18 protein-coding genes and 2 pseudogenes are annotated in these 22,748 nt (G+C 66.0%); 13 read left to right on the top strand and 7 right to left on the bottom strand.

Annotated features, from left to right (window positions below; all coding sequences use genetic code 11):
- Positions 1-13 precede the first annotated feature (13 nt).
- Both QFZ46_RS04190 and QFZ46_RS04185 read left to right on the top strand, forming a co-directional pair.
- Positions 14-1,492, top strand: a complete 1,479-nt coding sequence (locus QFZ46_RS04190; RefSeq protein WP_307358589.1) for an amino acid ABC transporter substrate-binding protein/permease — start codon at positions 14-16, stop codon at positions 1,490-1,492.
- A complete protein-coding gene (locus tag QFZ46_RS04185) occupies positions 1,489-2,217 on the top strand; it encodes an amino acid ABC transporter ATP-binding protein (RefSeq protein ID WP_307358587.1) in 729 nt (242 codons plus the stop codon). The genes QFZ46_RS04190 and QFZ46_RS04185 overlap by 4 nt, the downstream gene beginning before the upstream one ends.
- A 27-nt stretch (positions 2,218-2,244) precedes the next feature.
- Here QFZ46_RS04185 and purU read toward each other — a convergent pair whose 3' ends face one another.
- A complete protein-coding gene (gene purU, locus QFZ46_RS04180; protein WP_307358585.1) occupies positions 2,245-3,096 on the bottom strand; it encodes a formyltetrahydrofolate deformylase in 852 nt (283 codons plus the stop codon).
- Here purU and QFZ46_RS04175 point away from each other — a divergent pair.
- The 4 genes and pseudogenes from QFZ46_RS04175 to QFZ46_RS04160 form a co-directional block, all read left to right on the top strand.
- Positions 2,993-3,874: pseudogene (locus QFZ46_RS04175) on the top strand (cation:proton antiporter); the annotation flags it as partial. The gene purU and the pseudogene QFZ46_RS04175 sit on opposite strands and share 104 nt — an antisense overlap.
- Before the next feature lie 52 nt (positions 3,875-3,926).
- The gene (locus QFZ46_RS04170) at positions 3,927-4,403 is read left to right on the top strand and encodes a cation:proton antiporter domain-containing protein (protein ID WP_307358582.1); all 477 of its coding nucleotides are present in this window, start codon (positions 3,927-3,929) and stop codon (positions 4,401-4,403) included.
- Positions 4,400-4,861, top strand: a complete 462-nt coding sequence (locus QFZ46_RS04165) for a glutaminase (RefSeq protein ID WP_307358580.1) — start codon at positions 4,400-4,402, stop codon at positions 4,859-4,861. The genes QFZ46_RS04170 and QFZ46_RS04165 overlap by 4 nt, the downstream gene beginning before the upstream one ends.
- Before the next feature lie 114 nt (positions 4,862-4,975).
- Positions 4,976-7,513 carry an ATP-dependent Clp protease ATP-binding subunit gene (locus QFZ46_RS04160; protein ID WP_307358578.1) on the top strand — a complete coding sequence of 846 codons (2,538 nt, stop codon included), beginning with the start codon at positions 4,976-4,978 and terminating at the stop codon, positions 7,511-7,513.
- On the opposite strand, the gene QFZ46_RS04155 is transcribed toward QFZ46_RS04160, so the two are convergent.
- A complete protein-coding gene (locus QFZ46_RS04155) occupies positions 7,510-8,226 on the bottom strand; it encodes a glutamine amidotransferase-related protein (protein WP_307358576.1) in 717 nt (238 codons plus the stop codon). The genes QFZ46_RS04160 and QFZ46_RS04155 overlap by 4 nt on opposite strands.
- Before the next feature lie 19 nt (positions 8,227-8,245).
- On the bottom strand, positions 8,246-8,989 hold the full coding sequence (locus tag QFZ46_RS04150; RefSeq protein ID WP_307358574.1) for a LysR substrate-binding domain-containing protein: 744 nt from the start codon (positions 8,987-8,989) through the stop codon (positions 8,246-8,248).
- A 168-nt stretch (positions 8,990-9,157) separates the two neighbouring features.
- Here QFZ46_RS04150 and QFZ46_RS04145 point away from each other — a divergent pair, with 168 nt between their 5' ends.
- Genes QFZ46_RS04145 through QFZ46_RS04135 form a run of 3 tightly spaced genes read left to right on the top strand, consistent with a single transcriptional unit; the run spans position 9,158 to position 12,864 of the window.
- Positions 9,158-10,102, top strand: coding sequence for a PhnD/SsuA/transferrin family substrate-binding protein (locus tag QFZ46_RS04145; protein WP_307358572.1), 945 nt, complete (start codon positions 9,158-9,160; stop codon positions 10,100-10,102).
- Between the two features lie 39 nt (positions 10,103-10,141).
- Positions 10,142-11,038, top strand: a complete 897-nt coding sequence (gene phnC, locus QFZ46_RS04140; protein ID WP_307358570.1) for a phosphonate ABC transporter ATP-binding protein — start codon at positions 10,142-10,144, stop codon at positions 11,036-11,038.
- Positions 11,035-12,864, top strand: coding sequence for a PhnE/PtxC family ABC transporter permease (locus QFZ46_RS04135; RefSeq protein ID WP_307358567.1), 1,830 nt, complete (start codon positions 11,035-11,037; stop codon positions 12,862-12,864). Before phnC ends, QFZ46_RS04135 begins: the two co-directional genes overlap by 4 nt.
- A gap of 11 nt (positions 12,865-12,875) precedes the next feature.
- Here the strand turns inward: QFZ46_RS04135 and QFZ46_RS04130 are convergent, their stop codons facing one another.
- The 3 genes from QFZ46_RS04130 to QFZ46_RS04120 form a co-directional block, all read right to left on the bottom strand.
- Positions 12,876-13,283, bottom strand: a complete 408-nt coding sequence (locus QFZ46_RS04130) for a transferase (RefSeq protein ID WP_307358565.1) — start codon at positions 13,281-13,283, stop codon at positions 12,876-12,878.
- Positions 13,284-13,383: 100 nt separating this feature from the next.
- A complete protein-coding gene (locus QFZ46_RS04125) occupies positions 13,384-14,157 on the bottom strand; it encodes a DNA-formamidopyrimidine glycosylase family protein (protein WP_307358563.1) in 774 nt (257 codons plus the stop codon).
- Complete coding sequence (locus tag QFZ46_RS04120) at positions 14,150-14,926, bottom strand: EI24 domain-containing protein (protein WP_307358561.1); 777 nt, start codon at positions 14,924-14,926, stop codon at positions 14,150-14,152. Before QFZ46_RS04120 ends, QFZ46_RS04125 begins: the two co-directional genes overlap by 8 nt.
- Before the next feature lie 142 nt (positions 14,927-15,068).
- Between QFZ46_RS04120 and QFZ46_RS04115 the strand changes: the two genes are divergently transcribed.
- Positions 15,069-18,068 (top strand): MGH1-like glycoside hydrolase domain-containing protein, encoded by a 3,000-nt coding sequence (locus tag QFZ46_RS04115; protein ID WP_307358559.1) that lies wholly within the window; start codon positions 15,069-15,071, stop codon positions 18,066-18,068.
- 90 nt (positions 18,069-18,158) lie between these two features.
- Here the strand turns inward: QFZ46_RS04115 and QFZ46_RS04110 are convergent.
- Positions 18,159-19,157: pseudogene (locus QFZ46_RS04110) on the bottom strand (LacI family DNA-binding transcriptional regulator); the annotation flags it as partial.
- A 219-nt stretch (positions 19,158-19,376) separates the two neighbouring features.
- On the opposite strand from QFZ46_RS04110, the gene QFZ46_RS04105 reads away from it, so the two are divergent.
- The 3 genes from QFZ46_RS04105 (at position 19,377) to QFZ46_RS04095 (ending at position 22,741) form a co-directional block, all read left to right on the top strand.
- On the top strand, positions 19,377-20,279 hold the full coding sequence (locus tag QFZ46_RS04105; protein WP_307358555.1) for a carbohydrate ABC transporter permease: 903 nt from the start codon (positions 19,377-19,379) through the stop codon (positions 20,277-20,279).
- Positions 20,276-21,148, top strand: a complete 873-nt coding sequence (locus QFZ46_RS04100; RefSeq protein WP_307358552.1) for a carbohydrate ABC transporter permease — start codon at positions 20,276-20,278, stop codon at positions 21,146-21,148. The genes QFZ46_RS04105 and QFZ46_RS04100 overlap by 4 nt, the downstream gene beginning before the upstream one ends.
- Before the next feature lie 126 nt (positions 21,149-21,274).
- Positions 21,275-22,741 carry an ABC transporter substrate-binding protein gene (locus QFZ46_RS04095; RefSeq protein ID WP_307358550.1) on the top strand — a complete coding sequence of 489 codons (1,467 nt, stop codon included), beginning with the start codon at positions 21,275-21,277 and terminating at the stop codon, positions 22,739-22,741.
- Positions 22,742-22,748 lie beyond the last annotated feature (7 nt).

Raw genomic sequence — 22,748 nt, 5'->3', positions numbered from 1 at the left:
AGGAGCATCCGTCGTGATCCGAAATCCATTCCCAGCGACCGCGCGACTGCGCACGTTCGCGCGCACGGCGGGGGCGATGGCGCTGACCGCGTTCGTCGCGGCCGGAGTGCTGCTCGCCGGTGCACCAGCCGCCGTCGCCGCTGACGAGGCCGACTCGTACGTCATCGGCACCGACACGACGTTCGCGCCGTTCGAGTTCACCGATGCCAAGGGCGATCTCGTCGGCATCGACATGGATCTGCTCCGTGCGATCGCCGAGGACCAGGGCTTCGAAGTCGAGATCCGTCAGCTCGGGTTCGACGCCGCCGTGCAGGCGCTGCAGTCGAACCAGGTCGACGCCGTCATGGCAGGCATGTCGATCACCGACGAGCGCAAGGCGACATTCGACTTCAGTGATCCCTACTTCACCAGCGGCATCCAGCTCGGCGTGCTCGAGGCCAGCGACATCCAGTCCCTGGACGACCTCGACGGCAAGACCGTCGCGGTCAAGACCGGCACGCAGGGACAGACGTTCGCAGATGACAACAAGGACGAGTACGGCTTCCGCGTCGCGCCGTATCAGGACACGACCGACATGGTGGACGCAGTCAAGGCGGGCCAGGCCGTCGGCTATTTCGAGGACTTCCCGGTGCTCGCGTACGGCATCCAGCAGGGTTCCGGCTTCCGCCTGATCGGCGAACCGGAGCTCGGCGGCGAGTACGGCGTCGCGGTCAACAAGGGCCAGAACCCCGAACTTCTCGAGAAGATCAACGCGGGGCTCGCCAACCTCAAGGAATCGGGCGAGTACGACAAGATCGTCGACACCTACCTCGGCGGCGGCGAGAAGTCGACGCAGCCCACGGACATCATCTCGGTTGCCGTGCAGTACTGGCCCGCGCTGATGGAGGGCCTATGGCTCACGATCCTCGCGACGATCATCGCGATCGTGGCCGCGTTCATCCTCGGTCTCGTGTTCGGGTTCGGGCGGCTCTCCGGCTTCTTCCTGTATCGCTGGCTCGCGACCGCCTACGTCTACGTGTTCCGCGGCACGCCTATCCTCGTGCAGGCGTTCTTCGTGTTCTTCGCCATCCCGCAGCTGTTCCCCGGGCTGACGTTCAATCCGTTCGTGGCGGGCGCGATCACACTGTCGCTCAACACCGGCGCGTACATGACCGAGATCATCCGCAGCGGCATCCAGGCCGTCGACCCCGGCCAGACCGAAGCGTCGCGCTCGCTCGGGCTCGGGCAGTGGAAGACGATGCAGAAGGTGGTGCTGCCGCAGGCGTTCCGCATCATGATCCCGTCGTTCGTGAACCAGGGCATCATCACCCTGAAGGACACGTCGCTTCTCAGCGTGATCGGTCTCGCGGAGCTGACGTTCCAGTCGCGCCAGATCATCGCGTCCACCTATCTGTCGGCGCAGGTGCTGACCATCGTCGCCGTCATCTACTTCGTCGTGATCACTCTGCTGACACTGCTCGCTGATCGCATGGAGAGGAAGTTCAACGCATGAGCAAGATCGAAGTCCGGGATCTGCACAAGTCATTCGGTGACAACGAGGTGCTCAAGGGCATCGATCTGGCTGTCGAGGACGGCGAGGTCGTCGCGGTCATCGGCCCCTCGGGGTCTGGCAAGTCGACGCTGCTGCGGTGCCTGAACAAGCTCGAGGAGCCGACATCGGGACACGTCATCATCGACGGTGTCGACCTCACCCACAAGAGCGTCAAGCTCGATGAGGTGCGCCAGCGCATCGGCATGGTGTTCCAGCACTTCAACCTCTTCCCGCACATGACCGTGCTGGAGAACATCACGCTCGCACCCACCGAGCTCGGCCGTCTTTCGAAGACCGAGGCGCGTGATCGTGCGCTCACTCTGTTGGAGCGCGTGGGGCTGTCGGAGAAGGCGGATGCGAAGCCGGCCTCGCTCTCGGGTGGGCAGAAGCAGCGTGTGGCGATCGCCCGCGCGTTGGCGATGGACCCGGAGATCATGCTGTTCGACGAGGCCACCAGCGCCCTCGACCCGGAGATGGTCGGCGAGGTGCTGCAGGTCATCCGGGACCTGGCAGAGGGCGGCATGACCATGGTGCTCGTCACGCACGAGATGGGCTTCGCGCGCGAGGTGTCCGGTCGGACCGTATTCATGGATGCCGGCGTGGTCGTCGAAGAGGCCACTCCAGCAGAACTCTTCGGCTCTCCCAAGAGCGATCGCCTGAAGGACTTCCTCTCGAAGGTGCTCTGAGCCCTCTGCCCCTGCGGGGCGGTCGACCTACAGGATGACGGTCGAGCGCCCGTGCACGATCACGCGATCCTCGGCGTGCCACTGCACGGCGCGCGAGAGAACCTGACGCTCGACGTCGGCGCCGCGGCTCTGCAGATCTGCGGCGGAATCCGAGTGCGTGGCACGCGTGACATCCTGCTCGATGATCGGTCCCTCGTCGAGGTCGGCCGTCGCATAGTGCGCTGTCGCACCGATGAGCTTCACGCCGCGCTCCTTGGCCCGCGCGTACGGGTTGGCGCCGATGAATGCGGGCAGGAACGAGTGGTGGATGTTGATGACGGGAGCGCCGACCTTCACGATGAAGTCGTCGGTGAGGATCTGCATGTAACGTGCGAGCACGACCAGATCGACGTTGCCCTGCAGCAGCTCGAGCTGACGCTGCTCCATCGCGACCTTGTCCGTGGACGGTATGTGCATGAACGGCACGCCGAACGTGCGCACCGACTCGGCGAGGTCGGGATGGTTCGAGATGACCATGCTGATGTCGATGTCGAGCTGGCCGCGCTGGGTGCGCCACAGCAGCTCCATCAGGCAGTGGTCGTACTTCGAGACGAAGATCGCCACGCGCTTGCGCTTGGCGACATCGTGCAGCGACCACTCCATCCCGAACTTCTCGGCGACCTTGCTGATCGATGCCTCGAGTGCAGGACGGGCGGCCGCGAGGCCGGCGAGCTGGATCACGGTGCGCTGGAAGAAACGTCCGTCCGAGGCATCCGTCGAGTGCTGATCGAGCGAGATGATGTTCGCGCCGTGCTCGGCGAGGACGCCGGCGACTGCGGCGACGATCCCGGGCTGGTCGTCACAGGCGATGAGCAGGCGTGCGGTGTCGGGCTGGGACATGGATGCTCCTTGCAAGATGTTCGTCGATTCTCTCGCGACAGCGCCCGCAGTGACGAATCGACACCGCGGCGGCCCGTGGTGTCGGTACTCTGAGCGGGTGACCGCGAGCGACATCGGACTTGTGCTGATACCGCTCCTCGCTGTGGCCGCGCCGTTGTTGGCTCGCGGCATCCGACCGGTGCTGCGTGTGCCGATCATCGTGTTCGAGCTTGTACTCGGCATCATCGTCGGGCCGGCCGTGCTCGGCTGGGTGGCACCGGGGGAAGTACTCGACAAGCTCAGCGATCTCGGGCTGGCGATGCTGTTCTTCATGGCAGGCAACGAGATCGATTTCCGGGCGATCGCCGGTCGGCCGCTCGTCCGGGCTTCAGTCGGGTGGCTGTTCAGCCTGTTGCTGGGACTCGGCGTCGGATTCCTGATCGCACCGGACGCGGGCATGATCGTGATCGCGATCGCCCTGAGCTCGACCGCGCTCGGGACCCTCATGCCGATCCTGCGCGATGCCCGCGAACTGGACACCCCGTTCGGGAAGATCGTCACCGCGATCGGCGCGGTGGGGGAGTTCCTGCCGCTGATCGCGATCTCGATCTTCCTCAGTACGCGCCGCGCACCGGTGGCGGCGCTCATCCTCCTCACGTTCGTCGTACTCGCCGCGCTCGTGATCCTGATCGCGCGTCGCACACCGCATGGTCGCCTGCACGCGTTCGTCAGAGCCACGCTGCACACCTCCGATCAATTCGCGGTGCGGTTCGTATTGATGCTCATCGCAGCGCTGGTCGGGCTCAGCGTGCTGCTCGACCTCGACATGTTGCTGGGCGCCTTCGTCGCCGGTGCCGTGTGGCACATCATCATGGCGCGTGCACCGGAGGCCGGATGCCGCCGCCGTGGAGAGCAAGCTCGAGGCGATCGCGTTCGGATTCCTGGTGCCGATCTTCTTCTTGTACACCGGCGTCACGTTCGACCTCGACGTGCTCGCAGCCTCGCCGCTCGCCCTTTCACTGGTGCCGCTGTTCCTGATCGCGCTGCTCGTGATCCGCGGTGCCGCGGCCCAACTGTCGGCTTCACGAGGCGCGAGTCTGCGCGAACGCACGGCGCTCGGGATGCTCGCGGCGACCGGCCTGCCGATCATCGTCGCCGTCACGGCGATCGGCGTGGATGAGGGCGTCCTCGACTCCGCGATCGCGGCGGCGCTGGTCGGAGCGGGCATGCTGTCGGTGCTGATCTATCCGCTCGTCGCGATGATCCTGCGCGGTGATCGTGAGCGATTGGATACCGTGGAGCGGACTCGGCCGCAGGGGGAGCTGTGACCACGACGTCCGAGATCCTGGACGCCGCGCGGACGTCGCTGCTCGGCGTGCCCAAAGAGGGCCTCGGCGAGGAGCGTTCATCACGCTGGCGCGGCGAGCGGATCGTGCGGGTGGGCGATGCCTGGCACGTCGGAGTGCTGCTGCTCACCGATGATCGAGTGCTCGCGACCGCCGAGATCCTGCGTGCGGCCGATCCGGGGCGCCGCGGGTACACCGCTGATTCCGCGCGAGCGAGGGCAGCGCGCAGACAGCTGGCGTTGCGGGGCGGCTTCGGCGAGGGCGACGTCGTCCATGTCGGTTGGTCGGTACTCGATGCGGATGCTGTGGATGCCGGTGGATCGTCCGGCCCGCTCGCGCTGATCGACCGGGTGCCGTCGGTGCGATGGTCTCCCACCGGCGGATACGTGCCATTGAGCGACTATCTGCGCGAGCGGATCGCACTCATCGCCGATATCTGAGTGGATTCCTGGGCGTTCTGAGCGCGCTTCTGACATTTCCGAGTCGCTGGGGAATATCAGGGCATTGCAGGCGTTTAAGTTGAGCGAAGCACACTCAACTTTCAGGAGGACATAGTGCCCAACGACTTCAGCGACAGCGGCGCGAGCTCGTTCGATGAGTTCCTCGCCCGCTATCTTGCAGGCGAGCAGTCTCGTCAGACGCGGTCGATCGACCTCAGCCGGTTCCTCACCGCGCGTACGCAGCGGATTCTGCAGCGCGCCGGTCGGTTCGCGCTGGAGCGTGGACAGACCGAACTCGATGCTCTGCACGTTCTTCGAGAGATCGTCGAGGACGACTCCGTCACGCAGGCGATCGAGCGGATCGGTGTGACCCCGCAGCAGATCATCGACGCCGCGGAGGCCAGGCTGCCGTTGCCGGATGTGCGCGCCGAGGCGGATGCCGCCACGATCACCCCTGGCGCAAGCCGCGCGCTGTTCCACGCCTACCAGGTGGCGCGCTCGTCCGGTGCCACGTACATCGAACCCGCGCACCTCTTCTTCGCACTGGTGCTGGGGCAGGACATGCCGGCAGGTCAGATTCTCGCAAGCGTCGGGGTCACGGCTGAGGCTCTCACCGAAGGCAGTCGCGGGCACGTGGCCGCGCCCTCCGGCAGCGACGCGAACGGGGAGTCGGACGCATCGGACTCCCCGATGCTCGACAAGTACGGCATCGATCTGACAGCGCGTGCACGCGCCGGCGAGCTCGACCCGGTGATCGGTCGCAGCGATGAGATCGAGCAGACCATCGAGATCCTCAGCCGCCGCACCAAGAACAACCCCGTGCTGATCGGTGAGGCGGGTGTCGGAAAGACGGCGATCGTCGACGGCATCGCCCAGGCGATCGTCGATGGCACGGTCCCGGTGCAGCTCGAGGGCCGCCGAGTGATCGCGCTCGATCTGCCCGGCATGCTCGCAGGCACACGCTACCGCGGCGACTTCGAAGAGCGCCTGACCAAGACGATGGACGAGATCGCCGCGCACAAGGATGCGGTGATCGTGTTCATCGACGAGGTGCACACGGTCGTCGGCGCCGGCGGATCCGGCGACGGCGGGATGGACGCGGGCAACATCCTGAAGCCGCGTCTCGCGCGCGGAGACCTGCACATGGTCGGCGCGACGACGCTCAAGGAGTACCGCCAGATCGAGAAGGACCCCGCACTGGAGCGCCGCTTCCAGCCGGTGAAGGTGGATGAGCCGAGCATCGAGGACGCCGTGCGCATTCTCGAGGGGCTGACCGATGCGTACCAGGATCACCACCGTGTGACGTACACGGATGCCGCGCTGCGCGCCGCCGTGACCATGAGCGCCCGCTACCTGCCGGACCGCGTGCTGCCCGACAAGGCGATCGACCTGATCGATCAGGCCGGTGCGCGACTGCGTCTGAAGCTGGGCCTGCCCGCAGACACGTCTGCGCTGATGGCGGAGCTCGCAGACCTCGAGGCACGCAAGAACGCGGCCGTCAGCGCCGAGCACTACGAGGAGGCGTCGGGTCTGCGCGATGAGATGGTGCAGACCCAGGCGCGCATCGACGCGGTGGTCTCCGGCGAATCGGCTGCGATGGCGGCGATCGTCGACGAGCGAGAGATCGCAGAGGTGATCGCGCGGGCCACCGGCATCCCGGCGAGCCGCCTCACCGAAGATGAGCGCGAGCGACTCGGCGACCTGGAAGCCGACCTGCACGCGCGGGTGATCGGTCAGGAAGACGCCGTGACCGCAGTGGCGCGCGCCGTCCGGCGCAGCCGCACCGGAATGGGCGACGCGCGCCGTCCGGTCGGTTCGTTCCTGTTCCTCGGCCCCACGGGCGTCGGCAAGACCGAGCTGGCGAAGGCCCTCGCCGACCGCCTGTTCGACGATGAGAACGCCGTGATCCGTTTCGACATGAGCGAGTTCGGTGAACGGCACACGGTGTCGCGGCTCGTCGGTGCCCCTCCCGGATACGTCGGCTACGACGAGGCCGGACAGCTCACCGAGCGCGTGCGGCGCAACCCGTACTCGATCGTGCTGTTCGACGAGATCGAGAAGGCGCACCCCGACGTGTTCAACCTGCTGCTGCAGGTGCTCGACGACGGACGCCTCACCGACGGCCAGGGCCGCACGGTCGACTTCCGCAACACGGTGATCGTGATGACCTCGAATGTCGGCAGCGAGTTCCTCGCCTCGCGCTCGGGTGCGCTCGGGTTCGTGTCGTCGCAGGATGCTTCGGCGAACGGCTTCTCGTCGATGAAGGATCTGCGTGACCGGGTGATGGGCAAGCTGCGTGAGGCGATGCGGCCGGAGTTCCTCAACCGCATCGACGAGATCGTGCTGTTCCAGAAGCTCTCTCGGGACGAGCTGGCACGTATCGTGCGTCTCATGCTCACGGCGAGCTCGGCACGTCTCGCGGAGCGCGACATGCGCCTCGACGTGTCGGATGCCGCGGTGGCGTGGCTCGGCGAGCACGGCTACGAGCCCGAGTTCGGCGCCCGCCCGCTGCGACGCCTGATCCAGCGCGAGGTCGATGATCGCATCGCCGACCTGCTGGTAGCGGGAACGCTCGAAGACGGCGGCGTCGTGCGAGTGGACGCCGACGATGACGGCCTCGTCGTCGAGGCAGTGGTGCACGCGCTCGCTTAGGCGAGAGTCCCCGCGAATCGACGCAGCAGATCCTCGCCGCCCAGGCCCTGGGCGGCGAGGATCTCTGCTTCCACGATGTCGAACGCCTCGGGGTCGAAGTATCCGTTCCCCCGGTAGAACGTCATCCGATCGGCGAAGTCCCGTGGGCTCGGCTCAGGATGGAACTGCGTCGCATACAGGTGGGTGCCCACACGGTAGGCCTGTACTGGGCAGTCGTCGTTCGTCGCGAGCAGCACGGCGTCCGGGGGCACCGCAGTCGCGCTCTCCTTGTGGGCGGTGAACACGTTCAGCGCAGGCGCGCTGGGGCCGAAGATACGGTCGGTCGCCGCAGCATCCGTCGTTCTGATCTCGGTCGCCCGGGTCGCTTCGGGATGCGCGAGAGTCAGCGTGCCACCGAGCATGCGCGTCACGACCCCGATTCCGAAGCACGTGAAGAGCGCGGCGGCATCGCACGCGAGCGCTCGTGCGGCGACGCGTTCGAGGTCGGCCTCGACTCGTTGCTGCAACGGCGACTTCACGGCATCCGTCACATTGAACGGCGAGCCGCCGATGACGAATCCCTCGTGACGGGAGAGCACTTCTTCGGTGAGCGGAGCTGCGAGGAGGTCGAACTGGTCGAGGTCGTCGACGGCGAGGCCTCGCAGGAACGAGACATGCTCCGCCTCTGCCGCACCGCGCTCCGGGCGCACGCAGATGTAGAGAAGCGAAGCCATGCAGATAACCTATCGTCGCTCAGCGCGAGGAATTATCGGTGCGTCCGCGCACGATGCCGACGAAGGTCTCGACGTCCGGCGTCGTGCGCTCCCGCGGCCATGCGAGTGCGACCGTGGAGATCGGACCACCGCGCAGTGGCCTGTGGCCGGCGTCCTTGCGCTGGTGCAGTCGCGCCAGCGACATCGGTACGATCACGATCCCCACGCCGCTGGCTGCCGTGGCGATGGCCTCTTCGGTCGTGTCGAGCGGTGCGAAGTCGGGATGGAGGATGCCGGGGATGTCGAGTGGCCCGAGCACGTCGTCGCGCGGCGTGATCAGCACCTCACCCGCGAGGTCTGACCGGTCGAGCTCGTCGACGACGAGCAGGTGCGAATCTGCAGACGCCACGATCACGCTCGCCTCGTCGTAGAGCGGGATCAGATGGAGGGTGTCATCGATCAGTGGAAGTCGAATGAGCGCCGCATCCAGCTCATCGATCGAGGCTCGCTGCGTCTCCGCATCGATCGGGACGAGGTCGAGAGTCACGTGCGGCATGCGTCGTTTCCACGTGTCGATCCACTTGCCTGGGGTGGCGCCGGGCACAGCGCCGAGGCGGAAGGTTCGCGGCTCCACCGCGGCGAGGGCCGCGTCGAACACGACTTTCCGGTCGGGTGCGCTTGCCTGCTTCCTCGACTTTTGAGGTGTGCGGGAGGACGCGTTCACTCTCGCAGGACGCTTCGCCGATCCTCGGCGTTCGCTCCCGTGCCCGCGCTGTTTCGCCATGGGTTCAGGCTACCCGTGCATCTCTTGACCTCATGCCGCCGGGAATTCATGTCTCGTTTACGCGAACGTTGGGTTCTCGATCCGCAGGCGTCTCCTCCCGCCCCTTGACTGTCGCAGTCGGCCGTCCCGCCGATCCTCACCCTGCACTGTCACCGAAAGGTCTTCCCCATGCAGTCCACCCTCAAGCGCGGCCTCGCCGTCGCCGCTGGTCTCACGCTCGCCTTCGGCCTCGCCGCCTGTGCCTCCTCGCCGGCCTCGTCCGACACCGAGGGCGACGCTTCCGCCGCGGAGGGCACGTTCGCCTCCGGCAACTCGGACACCCTCGTCTTCGCCGTGCTGCCCGACCATGAGGGCGCCGACCAGGACGCCCAGCCGATCGCCGACTGGATCGCGGAGATCACCGGCAAGAAGGTCGAGCTCTTCCAGGCCACCGACTACACCGCGGTCGTGCAGGGTCTCGCCGCCGACCAGATCGACATCGCTCAGATCTCGGCCTTCACCTACTTCCAGTCGCAGAACGCCGGCGCGGACATCATCCCGATCGGTGCGCAGATCACCCAGGAAGGCGCCGAGCCCGGCTACTTCTCGGTCGCTGTCAAGAACCCGGCCGCCACGGACGTGACCTCGCTCGAGGACTTCGCAGACCAGCCCGTCTGCTTCGTCAACCCCACCTCGACGTCCGGCTTCGCCGTGCCCATGGGCGGATTGCTCGAGGCCGGTGTGACGGTCTCCGATGAGAACCGCCTCTTCGGCGAGGAGCACGACCTGAACGCCAAGAAGGTCGCCGAGGGCACCGACTGCCAGGTCGGCTTCGCGCAGGACATCGACGCCGACCCGCTGATCGAATCGGGTGAGCTCGAGGAGGTCACTCGCGTGCTGGTTCCCGCTGCACCGATCGTGATGCAGGCCGCCCTGCCGCAGGACGTCCAGGACCAGCTCGTCGAGGCGCTCGCCGACAGCACGCAGTCAGACCTGACCGACGCAGGTGTCGAGCTCAACGAGTTCCTCACCGAGGGCTGGTTCGGCTTCGGTGCCGTGGACGACGCATACTACGACCTCATCCGCACCCTGTGCACCGAGATCGCCGACGAGGTCGAGGCCTGCCAGGCCTGATCCGGTCAGCCCGCTCGCACGCACCATAGGAGAGATGACATGACGAACAGCGACACCCCCGCAGTCCGGATCACCGATCTGGGGAAGACGTATCCCGGGGCCGCGCAACCGGCTCTGGAGGGGGTGTCGCTGTCCGTCGTACCGGGCGAGATCGTCGTCCTGCTCGGCCTCTCCGGCTCTGGCAAGTCGACGCTGCTCCGCCACGTCAACGGACTGGAGACGCCGTCGACCGGCTCCGTGATCTCGCTCGGCCAGGTGGTTCCCGAGCTGCGGGGGCAGGCGCTGCGTGCCCTCCGAGGGCGGATCGGGTTCATCTTCCAGCAGTTCGAGCTCGTCGGCGCTCTGACGGTCATCGAGAACGTGTTGACGGGCGGCCTCGCCACTCTCCGAGGCCCGCGCGTCGGCAGCCTGAGCTACCCGCGACGGATGCGCGAGAAGGCGTTGGGTCACCTCGACCGCGTGGGACTGCTCGATTTCGCCTACCAGCGCGCCGACAATCTCTCCGGTGGTCAGCAGCAGCGTGTCGCGATCGCCCGCGCCCTCATGCAGGACCCGGAGATCCTTCTCGCCGACGAGCCCGTCGCGTCACTCGACCCCGAGTCGAGCGGCCAGGTCATGTCGCTCATCCGGGAGATCGCCGCTGAGCGCTCGCTCACGGTCATCTGCTCGCTTCATCAGGTCGATCTCGCACTGAGCTGGGGCGACCGCATCATCGGGCTCCGCGCCGGCAGCATCGTGCTCGACACGCGCACCGATGATCTGACCCGCGAAGAGGTCATGGAGATCTACGGCCGTGTGGCCACCAGCACGAGCGAGATCGCCGCGCTGGAGACCGAGCTCGCCGAGGCGCGCGAGCAGGTGCTCACTCAGGAGATGCAGCGCTCCGCGGCGCGCGAGCGGCTGTCAGAGGAATTCGCGAACGAGGAGCCGGCGTGACCACCCTCGCCGAGCGCCCGGCGGCCCTCGCCGACCGCATATCACGGCTTCCGCGACCCGCCCCCCGGCTGTCTTCCGTCGTCTCGTACGGCGTCATCATCGCCATTCTCGGCCTCGGTGTCTGGTCATTCATCGGGCTCGACTACAGCCTGAAGAGTCTCGAGACGACAGGCGCCAATCTCACCCGGTTCCTCAGCATGGCGACGCCGATGCAATGGCCGGGGTGGGACGTCACGGCCGAGGTCCAGGCCGGCGGCGAGAAGGTCTTCGTGACGACCTGGGTCGGCTTCGAGCCGATCTGGGAGATGTTCCTCACGATCGTCATCACTCTCGCGCTGGTCATCGCCGGTACGGCGCTCGCAGCGGTGCTGTCGATACCCGTGGCCTACGGCGCAGCGCGCAACACGACGCCGAACACGGCTGTCATGGCGGTGTGCCGTGGGATCGGAGTCGTCGCCAGGGCGATTCCCGACGTCGTTTTCGTCGTCGTGCTCGCCTTCCTCTGGTTCAACTCCGGAACGCTCCCCGCGATCGTCGCGATCGGAATCCACTCGGTCGGGATGATCTCGAAGATGTTCGCCGATGCGATCGAGCAGATCGATGAGGGCCCGCGGCTCGCCATCCGTTCCGCTGGCGGCACGAAGGCGCAGCAGTTCTGGTCAGGCGTCGTTCCGCAGGTCCTCCCGGCATGGGTCGCCGTGACACTGCACCGTGCCGACATCAACCTCCGAGGCACGGTGATCCTTGGTGTCGTTGGCGTCGTCGGCATCGGCTACGAGCTGGACGACGCGCTGCACGGCGGGCCGGCAGGCATGCGCCGCGTCATCCCGCTCGTCGTGATCATCATCGTGCTCTGCGTGCTGTTCGAGATCGTCTCCTCACTGCTGCGCACCCGTCTGCTGAATGTCAGGCCGACCGGACGAAGCGTGGGCGACACAGTGGCTCGTGCAATCGCGCGCCGGAGCACGCGCGCAGCGGAAGCCGCCGCCGCATCGCCGGTGGCGACGCAGGAGCGTCATGCGCGGATCGAAGCGGCCCTGCATCGTCCATGGGATCGGGCCCGGATCGGCAACACTCTGTGGATCTGGCTCGGCGTGGCCGCGGTGGTGGGAGCCTTCCTCTACACGGCTCCCGACGTCACCAAGATGTTCGCCCCCGCATGGAACGAGATCGTGGATCCCACCCGCGACCGTGCGATCTGGCCGCCGCACTTCGGCAGCAGGGACTGGTCGGATGTGCTCGCGGCGGTCGTGACGACCATCCAGATCGCATTCGCGGCGACGCTCATGGCGACGATCATCTCCGCGGTCGTCGGACCGTTGTCGGCGCGGAACGTGGCACCCAACAGCGGGGTGCGCAATCTCTTCCGCGGCATCGCACTCGTCATCCGCGCGATCCCCGACCTCGTCGTCGCGATCCTGTTCATCATCGCCGCGGGCATCGGACCTCAGGCCGGTGCCTTGGCGCTCGGGATCGGCGGTGTCGGCCTGCTCGCGAAACTCATCGGCGACTCCATGGAAGAGGTGCCGAACGGACCGGAGCGGGCGCTCGCCGCAGCCGGCGGCACCCGCGCGCAGGTCTTCTTCTCCTCGACCGTGCCGATGTCGGTGCCGGCGCTCGTCAGCCACCTGATGTATCTGCTGGAGCAGAACATCCGATCGGCCACCCTGCTCGGCATCGTCGGTGCAGGCGGTATCGGCTTCCTGCTGCTGAACGCGTTGCAGGGGCGTCACTTCGACGAGGTTCTCGCCTACGTGCTCGTCATCATCGGCATGGTGGTGATCGTCGAAGCGGCGTCGATCCTCATCCGTCGCGCGCTGAAGTAGCGCTCACGCCGTCAGGCCGCCAGCCAGAGGCCTTTCGGGTCGGTGGCGATCCGCAGACCTGCGGCGACGATCTCATCAGCGCCGATACGAGCACCGCGAGCGATGCGTGCTCCGGCACCGATCTCGGTGCGGACGCCGATGTGCGCCCCGTCACCGACCGCTGCACCCTGACCGATGTGCGCGTGCGCGTCGATGTAGGCGTTGTCGCCGATCACGGCGTCCGGTTCCACCCACGCACCGCGGGCGACCTTGGTTCCCGCGCCCACGCGCGCTCCCGGTTCGACATAGGCGCCGGCTTCGACAACAGCCTTCGGGTGCACCTTCGCGCCATGCGCGACGAGACCGCGGCCATTGACGTGCTTGCGATAACGCAGCGTCGAGCCCTGGTCGTCTTCGATATCGATGTAGTTCTTACCCAAGATTCCTCCCGTGTCCGGACATCTCCGGATATATGAACAACCATGGAAGTCGCGGATTCATTCCCGAAACGGGATGTCGGGTCCCTGAGGTCGTCGAAGCTCAGCGCTGGCAGGTCGGGCACCAGAAGGTGATGCGCTCGCGGGTGGGGTCGGCGCCCTGTTCGCCGCGGCGGATGAGGGTTCCGCAGCGCCGGCACGGGCGGTTCGCACGGCCGTACACCCACGTGCTCCGGCCTGGTCGATCGACGCCGGTGAAGGTGCGGTTCGGGCGCAATCGGTTCGCACGAATCGTGCGCGCCCCGAGGTCGAGGAGGGCTCGGGCATCGACCTGGCGCGCCGGCGTGGTCGGCAGGATGCCGCGGAGGAACAGCAGTTCTGCCGCATACTCGTTGCCGAAGCCCGCGACGTTGCGCTGGTCTAGGAGGGCGACATGGATGCTGCGCGTATCTGCGCCGAGTCGGCGCGCGGCCTCGGCGGGATCCCAGTCGTCCGCGAGCGGGTCAGGGCCGAGATGCGCGAGCAGCTGTCCTTCCTCGCTGGTGGGGATGAGCTTCACTTCGGCGATGTCGACCCCGACGGCTTCGTGCTCCGTCGTGCCGACGATCGCGCGGACTTTGAAGTCGGGATGCCGCCACTTCTCACCCGGTGCGTAGAGGAACCATGCGCCATCCATGCGCAGATGGGAATGCAATGTCCGGTCGCCGATGCGGATCAGCAGATGCTTGCCGCGCGGAGCGCACCCGTGGATGGTGGCGCCGGTCAGATCAGCGGTGGCGAAGGCAGGAACGCGCAGGTCGAAGCGCGTCACCTCCTCGCCCGCGAGTGCTGCATCGAGTCGCAGGGCCGTGCGGAAGATCGTGTCGCCCTCAGGCACGGGGAGGGGGCGGCGGATCGGCCGTCTGCAGGGAGGCGGGAGCGCGTTCGGTGAGCGAGCGCGCGAGGATGGTGGACCCGGCCACAGCGGCCGGCATCGTGACGATGGCGCCGAGCGGGACGAGGAAGCACAGCTGCGTCGCGACGCCGAACCCGATGACTCGGGCCCGGCCGGAGCCCAGCAGCTCGGAACGCGAGTACGTCGTCAGCCCGCGAGCATCGAAAGCGCGGCCGGTGAGCTCACGCGCGACCAGGCGCCCGGAAAGGACCACGCCGACGACGGAGGCGAGGACTCCGCCGACGAGGGGGAGGAAGCCGATGACGAGGGTGAGCAGCGCCACCAGGACGCCGAGGACGATCAGGCGGATGCCCTCGCCGATCGTGGTCATCAGCCCCGTGTCTCCGGTGGGCTCAGGGCCGCCGAGTGAGCGTTCGATGCCGCGCCAGATGCGCTGGTAGAACGGGTCGCCGATCGTCAGGGTGAGGGCCGTGAAGACAGCGCCGGCGAGAGCCAGCGCAGCGATCAGGAGCACGGCGCCGAGTCCGGCCCGCAGCAGCTCTCGCCAGGGGGTGACCCAGCCATCGGCGAAGGGCGTGATCCAGTCGGTGATCGATCCGAGAGCAAGCCCGAACGGAGTCAGGGCCGCGGCGAGAAGCACGAAGGCGATGAGTGCGGGGACGAGTCCGAGCGCCAGCAGTTTCGGATGCGTACGCCACATGCCGAACCCCCGACCGAGGATCCGAACGCCGGCGAAGAACTCTCGGATCACCGGGCGCGCCGCTCTTGCATCATGGTGCCAGTCAACCAGAAGCCTCAGACGCGGCGAGTGATGCCCACCTGTTGACACGGTCGAATCCTTGTGAATATGCTCACCTGAAAGGTTTCAATATCAATGATGATGGAGATTGCGAATGAAGATCAGCGAGTTCAAGACGACGCGGCGCCGATTTCTCCAAGGCACGGGTGGCGGGCTGATGCTCGCCGCGGCGAGCTCATTCGCAGGCTCGCAGGCCGCCCTCGCGGCGGAAGAGGACACCTACCGACTCGAGAACGGATTCTTCAGTCTGACCGGGTCATACGGCAAGCTCACGGACGTGGCGTGCGATCCGACGGGCGCGGGAGCCTACGAGCCCGCCGCCTTCCGCGGAGTGTTCCTCGGGGCCACTGACTTCTTCGACAGGGGCTTCAACAGCGACGTGGCGTTCCAGAGCGCGGACGGCACCCTGAGCCTGACGGGCATCCAGCTCCCTTCGACAGCATCGCTCAAGCAGAGCCAGCTGAATTCACCCGTCCCGCTTCCGGTCGGCAGCACTCTCGGCCAGACGTTCACCACGGCGATGTACCGCTTCACGCGGGTCGGTGGGCAGTTCCCCACATGGAGCAGCTCGAGTTCGAACGTGACGATGACGCTCTATTCGGGGAGCCCGGAGACCGGCCTCACCGAGATCGCCGCGCGGGACATCTCGCCGGTGCAGGACAACGGCTGGGCATACCTGGACGTCCCGGCGCAGCCCGCCGGCGTGTACTACCTGGAGATCTCCGCGGCCGTCGGCACGCCTGGCTGGTGGAGCCGTCTTGACGGCACCACGGTCGATCTCGGCGGAGCGGCGTACAACAACAGGCAGCGACAGCAGAATCGAACGATGACGCTCGATGTGAGCGGCTTTAACGTCGACGGCGTCGCTTCCTGGGACCTGCGGCTCGACGGACCCAAGATGGCGATGGCGTACGAGGTCCAGTGGAAGGGCGCAGCCCGCAAGGACCCAGGGATGACGCTGATCACGTCCTGGGTGAAGGACGGCTACTCGGTCGACTATGCGGATGGGATCCTGTTCAGTCGCTTCCACGGAGACGAGGGAGCGTACCTGCCGGCTCAGCAGATGAAGAGGCGCGATGCGTGGACGAACCCGGTGACGGGAACGGCGACGGTGACCGCGACCGGCACCGGACCGTACGACCTCCAGTTCAGCGGCGCTCAGCCGGGTCTTGACGGAAAGATGGCCGACGACGCATTGACGTTGACGCTCTCGTCGGGAAGTGCTGATGCGGAAGCGACGATCTCGCGTGTGCTCGACGTCGGTCTCATTGCACACACCGAGGACCTTCCGGAGATCTTCCCCGTGTTCGTCGCATCCGATCAGGGGAGAGCCGCGCAGATCTCCACGTTCTACTGGGAACGGGCGTTCAGCTACCGATTCGACGGGCATGCGATGGATTGGGCGGACTGGAACGGCCGCATCCTCGACTGGACAGGAACTGCCGGCTCGCGGGCGCAAGCGGATTCCATCCTGAACACGAAGCAGGACGACGACGGCTACGTCTGGTCGTGGGGAGACTCACGGGGATGGCCGTTCCCCGACCCGAAGCTTTTCGACGCCAGACACTTCACGTCGAACGCGATGTACATCCTCGGCACCTGGCGCTACTACTCGTGGACGGGCGACGAGGAGTTCCTCGCCACGATGATGCCCCGCGTGAGGCGGGCGATGGACTTCTACCTCGACTCTCTCGACGGCAAGAGCGGAATCGTCACGATCACGTCGCCGGACCACGACGGCACCGACGGATCCCTCCCTTCCAACTACTGGGACGTCACCTCCTTCGGATACAAGGATGCGTTCCTGAACGCCTACTTCTACGGGGCGCTCGAGGCACTCGCGCAGCTCGAGAAGCACAGCGGCGACTCCGCGAGGGCGGCGCAGTTGAGGAAGGTGCGAAAACTCACGAAGAAGCGGTACGGCGACGAGTTCTGGAACAAGGACGCGGGCAGGTACGTGCAGACGGTCGACGTGGACGGGATCGCTCACGACTACGGTTCGACGTACGTCAACCTCGAGGCCGCGTCATTCGGACTGCCCTCCACCGAACAAGCTGCGCAGATCTTCGACTGGCTCGACAACGGCCATACCGAGGTGCAGGATTCCGTGGTCCTCATCGAGAGCGGTGGGCTCGCGCCGAAGATCGAGGCCGGTCACACCATGGCGCAGAGCTTCACCGCCAACGCCGGGTTCGTGAGCGTGGCCGCGCGCTTCCCGACGTATGGCGCGCGAGGAGCAGCATTCACGATGACCCTGTTCGCAGGGACGCCGTACAGCGCGAGCGCCGTCAAGATCGCCGAGAAGCAGTTCAGCGACTGGTCCGACGGGCGGGTCGCGCACATCGATGTTCCCAAGCAGTCGCCCGGCGTGTACTACCTGGAGGTGTCGAACGTCAGCGGCGACCTGGCCTGGTGGTCATCGGGGACGGCCGCTCCCGGCGGTGCGGCATACTTCGACGGCGCGATCGACCCGAAGGCCTCATCTCGGTTCCTCGTAGCCCTGGGCGAGTACTTCGAGGGCCCGGCCGACATCTATTCGAAGTGGGTGTTCGCGCCCCGTTCGACGACCCGTCGCAACAGCTACTGGTTCTTCCTGACCCACCTGACGACGCCGTGGGGTGACGAGGTGCAGGATGGCGGGGCCATCCTCTACACGTCCGGGTTCGATGTCATGGCTCGTGCGCGCTACCGGGGTGCGGACGACGCCTGGGCGCGGATGACGGCGATGCTCGACCGCTGGAGCGAACCCGACCACATCAGCGGCGGGTCCCCGTTGTTCCGGGGTGAAGGCACGGTCAACAGCCCGGGCGCCACCTCCGTCGGAACCGACATCCCGTTCCCCGAGAGCGGGCTCGCCCCCGCGAGCTTCCTGTACGCGTTCATCGGGGCGGAGGCGGAGCCGGACGCCCTGGTGATCACCCCGAACCTGCCTTCGGCTCTGACGGATGCCGGTGTGCGTCACCTCGTCTGGCGAGGAAAGCAGCTCGAGATCCTGGTCACTGCCGACACGGTGTCGCTCGCGGGCGAGGGCGTGGCGATCTCCGAGCCGTACGTGCGCGGAGAGTCGGTGCGGATCACGTCCTCGCGGCTGTAGCCGGCGATGAGGCGATGCTCAGGTTCGCCGCGAGCTCGATCGCACGATGAGCTCGGGTTGGATCACGATGCTGCGTACCGGCAATGCCTCTGAAGACTCCGCCTGGTCCTTCACGAGGTCCACCGCGCTGCGGCCGAACACCTCCCGTGGTCTTCGAACGGTCGACAGCGGCACTGCCGCCGTCGAAGCGAAGTCGATATCGTCGTAGCCGACGAGGGCGATGTCTTCGGGGATGCGCATGTCCGAGCCGGAGGAGATGGCCTGCATGGCTCCCATCGCCAGGGAGTCGTTCGCCGCGAAGATGCCGTCCGGCCAGAGCTTTCTCGGCCTGCTCAGCAGCTGTTCGCCGACGGCCAGCCCGGCCTGGACCGAGCGTTCGGAGGTGGGGAGGACTTCGAGTGCGACACCGGAGTGCGCAGCGACGGCCGAGCGAGCGCCACGCAGCCGCTCAGCGATCTGGTGGATCTGGATCTCGCCGCCGACGAAGGCGATCGACCTGCAGCCCTGTTCGATCAGGTGGGTGACCGCTCGCTCCGCGCCGAGGAAGTCGTTCACCGATGTCGATGAGAAACGATCCGATGGACCATATGCATCGACCAGCACGGTCGGGATGCGGCGTGAGGAGAGTGTGTCGAGTTCGCGCTCGCGAGTCATTCCGGATGCGAGGATCACGCCGTAGACGCGCTGCTGCACGAACATCTCGATGTAGCGGCCTTCGCGCTCGGGATCGCCGTTGCTGCTCACGATGAAGAGGTACAGCCCGTTCTCGGCTGCTCGTCGCTCCATCGCTTCGGCGACGTCGCCGAAGAACGGATTGTTCAGCTCGAGTGCCACGAAGGCCAGGGTCTTGCTCGCTCCCGCACGCAATTGGCGGGCGGCCTCATTGCGCACATACCCCAGGTCGCGGATCGCCTTGGCGATGCGCTTCTTCGTGTCGGGTGCGACGCGAAGCGGCGTGTTCAGGTACTTGGAGACCGTGCCGATCGACACATCCGCGCGATGTGCCACATCTCGAATACTGACCAAATCAATCGCTCCCGCTGTTGCGGATCGTCCCGGATCCGAAGATTGTCGCTGACTGACGATCATAGCGATTGCCGATTTTAAACAAAATGAATCGATTTCCTGTGGGAGGACTTGACGTACCTGTCAATTTACCGCGATCATAGTGAAACGTTTTATTCTGATCCGGACGTTGCTTCAGTCGCTTCCGGTTCGAACTCGATGATGAGGGGCTGAACTTGGTCGTGACACTTGATGCCGCTGCGCTCAGTCCGTCCGTGCCGTCGGATTCGCGGAAGACGGTGCGTGCCCCTCGCAGGCGAGCAGTCCGCTGGTGGATCTATATCGCGCTCCTGCCGCTCGCATTGCTCATCGGGTACTTCGCGTACTACCCCCGCCATCTCCGCCATCTTCTGGTCGTTCTTCCACTGGCAGCCGGCTGCGGATTCGACGTTCCTGGGCATCGACAACTACGTCACGATGTTCAGCGACCAGATCTGGTGGTCGTCGTTCCGGAATCTCGGCATCATCTTCCTGTTCTCCGTGGTCGCATGGGTGTTCCCGCTGCTCGCGGCCGAGCTCCTGATCTCCCTGAGAAGCCCGCGTTGGCAGTTCACGATGCGTACGATCCTCATCGTTCCGATGGCCTTCCCCGGCGTGGTGACGGCGCTCGTCTGGGGCTTCTTCTACAGCCCGAACGATGGCGTGATCAATCAGGCGCTCAAGGCACTCGGGCTTGAAGCACTGGCGCAGAACTGGACCGGGCAGGCGAGTACTGCCCTCCTCTCCCTGCTCTTCGTCGGCTTCCCCTTCATCGCCGGACTGCCGTTCCTGATCTTCTACTCGAGCCTGCAGAACATCCCCACCGAAGTCCTCGAAGCAGCGCAGCTCGACGGCGTCGGGCGATTCGCACGTTTCTGGCAGATCGACCTGCCGCTGATGGCGAGCCAGGTGCGCATTCTCGTGTTCCTCGCCATCGTCGGCACCCTGCAATACGGATTCGTCGCCTACGTGCTCACCTCCGGGGGACCGGACAACGCGACCATGGTGCCCATCCTGCGGATGATCAACGTCGCCTTCCAGGGTGGCGACTGGGGCTACTCCGCGGCGCTGTCCACGACCTTGTTCGTCATCACGATGATCATCAGTGCGGTTGTCATCGTGGCGCGCAGACGTGATTCCTCAACAGCCGACGGAGGTGCAATGTGACTGTCGTCCAGTCCAGCAGTGTCAACACGGATGCGACGAGAAGGCGTGCTCAGCCGGGGTCGCGACAGATCGGCATCAAGACCGTGCTGATCCTCATCGCGACAGTCGCCCTTGCGCCCTACCTGTTCATGGTGGTGACGTCGTTCAAGACGAATCAGCAGTTCGCGGACAGCTTCTGGGCAGTCTCCTTCCCCCTGCACTTCGAGAACTACACGGTCGCCTGGGAGCAGATCCAGCCGTACCTGTTCAACACGGCCGTCGTCGCGGTGATCTCGATCGTGCTGATCCTGCTGATCGCGTCGATCTCCGGGTTCGTGCTCGCTCGCTATCGATTCGCCGGCCGGGGGCTCATCTTCGGAGCCGTGCTGGTACTCATGATGGTCCCGGGGCTGGCGAACCTGATCCCGCTCTTCATCATCATGAAAGACCTGGGGCTGCTGAACACCTACATCGTGCTCGTGGTCCCGTACACCGTCGGCGGAAGTGTGCTCGGCACCATCCTCATCCGCAATTTCGTCGAGGGGATACCTCAAGCGCTGTTCGATGCGGCTCGCCTCGACGGCGCCAGCGGCGCGCGGATGTACTGGTCCGTGATGCTTCCGCTCTCGCTCCCGGTGCTCGGGACGATCTCACTGCTCACCGTCAGCGAGGTGTGGAACGACTTCTTCTGGCCACTGCTCGTGATCTCCGACGACAGTCTGCGCACGGTGTCGGTCGGGCTGCAGTTCTTCCAGGGGCAGAATGCGACGGACTACGGGCCTCTGATGGCCGGCTACCTGATCGCCAGCCTGCCCCTCGTGCTGCTCTTCACCTTCCTGTCGAAGTACTTCCTCGCCGGAGTGCAGGGCGGTGTGCCCGGCGCTCACTGAGCCGCCCCGCTCGCTCCTCCGGCGTGAACGGGTGGGCCGCACGCGGCCTCCGGCGGTCAGCAAATGAAACGATTTACTCTCCCGACACGGCAGTTCCCGAACATCGATTAGCGAGAAAGAGGAAGCATGCTCAATACAACGAAGACGTTGTCTCCGCGGCGGAGCGGCCTGGCCGTGATCGCGTCGTTGGCGACGCTGGGCACCATCGCAGCGCTCGCCGGATGCGCGCCCGCCGGTGGCGATTCGGACACGGTGACCATCACCCTTTCCGGGCCCAACCAGTTCACGAGCGACACGAAGACCTTCGGTCCGGCGTGGGACGACCTCATCAGCAACTTCGAGAAGGACAACCCCGACATCGAAGTGAAGACCAACGTGCTGCCGCTCAGCTCGTGGTCGCAGACGTCCGCTGCCCAATTGACTGCCGGCACCGCACCGGAGTTGATCTTCAACCAGACGACGCATTCGCCTGACCAAGTCGTCTCCCTCGACGAGGCACTGGCGGAGCCGAACGAGTTCTCCGACACCGGCAAGCCTTGGATCGAGGACTTCAATTCGAAGTACTTCGGCGGTGATGACCGTCTGGGCCAGAACACGGCCGGACACTACGAGTCGATCCCCTTCAATCTCGTGTCTGTCGGCATCTATTTCAACAAGGACATCCTCGACGACGCCGGCGTCGATGTCGAAGATCTCGCGACCTTCGACGGGTTCCTCGATGCGTGCCGTGAGATCAAGGACGCCGGCCATATCCCGCTCGCGACGGACAACGGCAACCTCCCTGTCGGTTGGGCGTCGACGGCGCTGTCCTCGATGCTGCTCGTGCCGGAGACCGAGGCAGTGAACCAGTTCGGTGCGGATGGCGAAGCGGGCACAAGCTCGCCCGTGACCGTCAAGAGCGTCGCACACGGCTATCTCACCGACGAGATCAACATGTCGAAGGACCCCGGTTTCGCCGCCGTCCTCGAGTCGCTCAAGAAGCTCTACGACGAGTGTGCGACGCCGAACTGGTCCGGCATCAACTCGGAGGGGGCGTTCACCGGAGGGACGGACTTCCCCGGCAACAAGGCCGCGATGGCGTGGGGTACCAACTTCGCCTCCACGCAACTCGACACGGTGGACTTCGAATACGGCACGATCCCGTTCCCGACGCTCGCGAAGAGCGATTCGGACCAGGCGACCGGTGAGCCGGCGCAGTTCGGCGTGAACAACGGAGGAACGGCTTACATGATCCCGGCGTACATCAAGGGCAAGCAGTTGGATGCGGCGATCACGTTCCTGCAGTACGTCTCGAGCCCCAAGGTGCAGACCTGGCTCGACGAGACGGGAGGCATTCCCGCGGTCTCGGCTCTGACCGCCCCTCCTGGCCTCGAGGCCATGAACGCCGGCGCCTGGGCGACGCTCTCCCTCGGCGGCCAGAACGGCGGACTGTGGCGGGGGCCGAAGGCCGTCGCGGCCGAGAACACGCGCACCGGCTACCTCCTCGGCACGACGTCGCTCGAGGATGAGCTGATCAAGCTCAATGACAACGCCGTGGCCTGGGCCAAGGAACAGGCCGTGGAAGCGAAGTGGACGGAGGAGTGGGCGCAGTAGTCCACAC

The organism is Microbacterium murale, from assembly GCF_030815955.1.
GTDB lineage: Bacteria > Actinomycetota > Actinomycetes > Actinomycetales > Microbacteriaceae > Microbacterium > Microbacterium murale_A.
The sequence above is the reverse complement of the archived record's forward strand: the minus strand, read 5'-3'. Positions and strand labels throughout refer to the sequence as shown.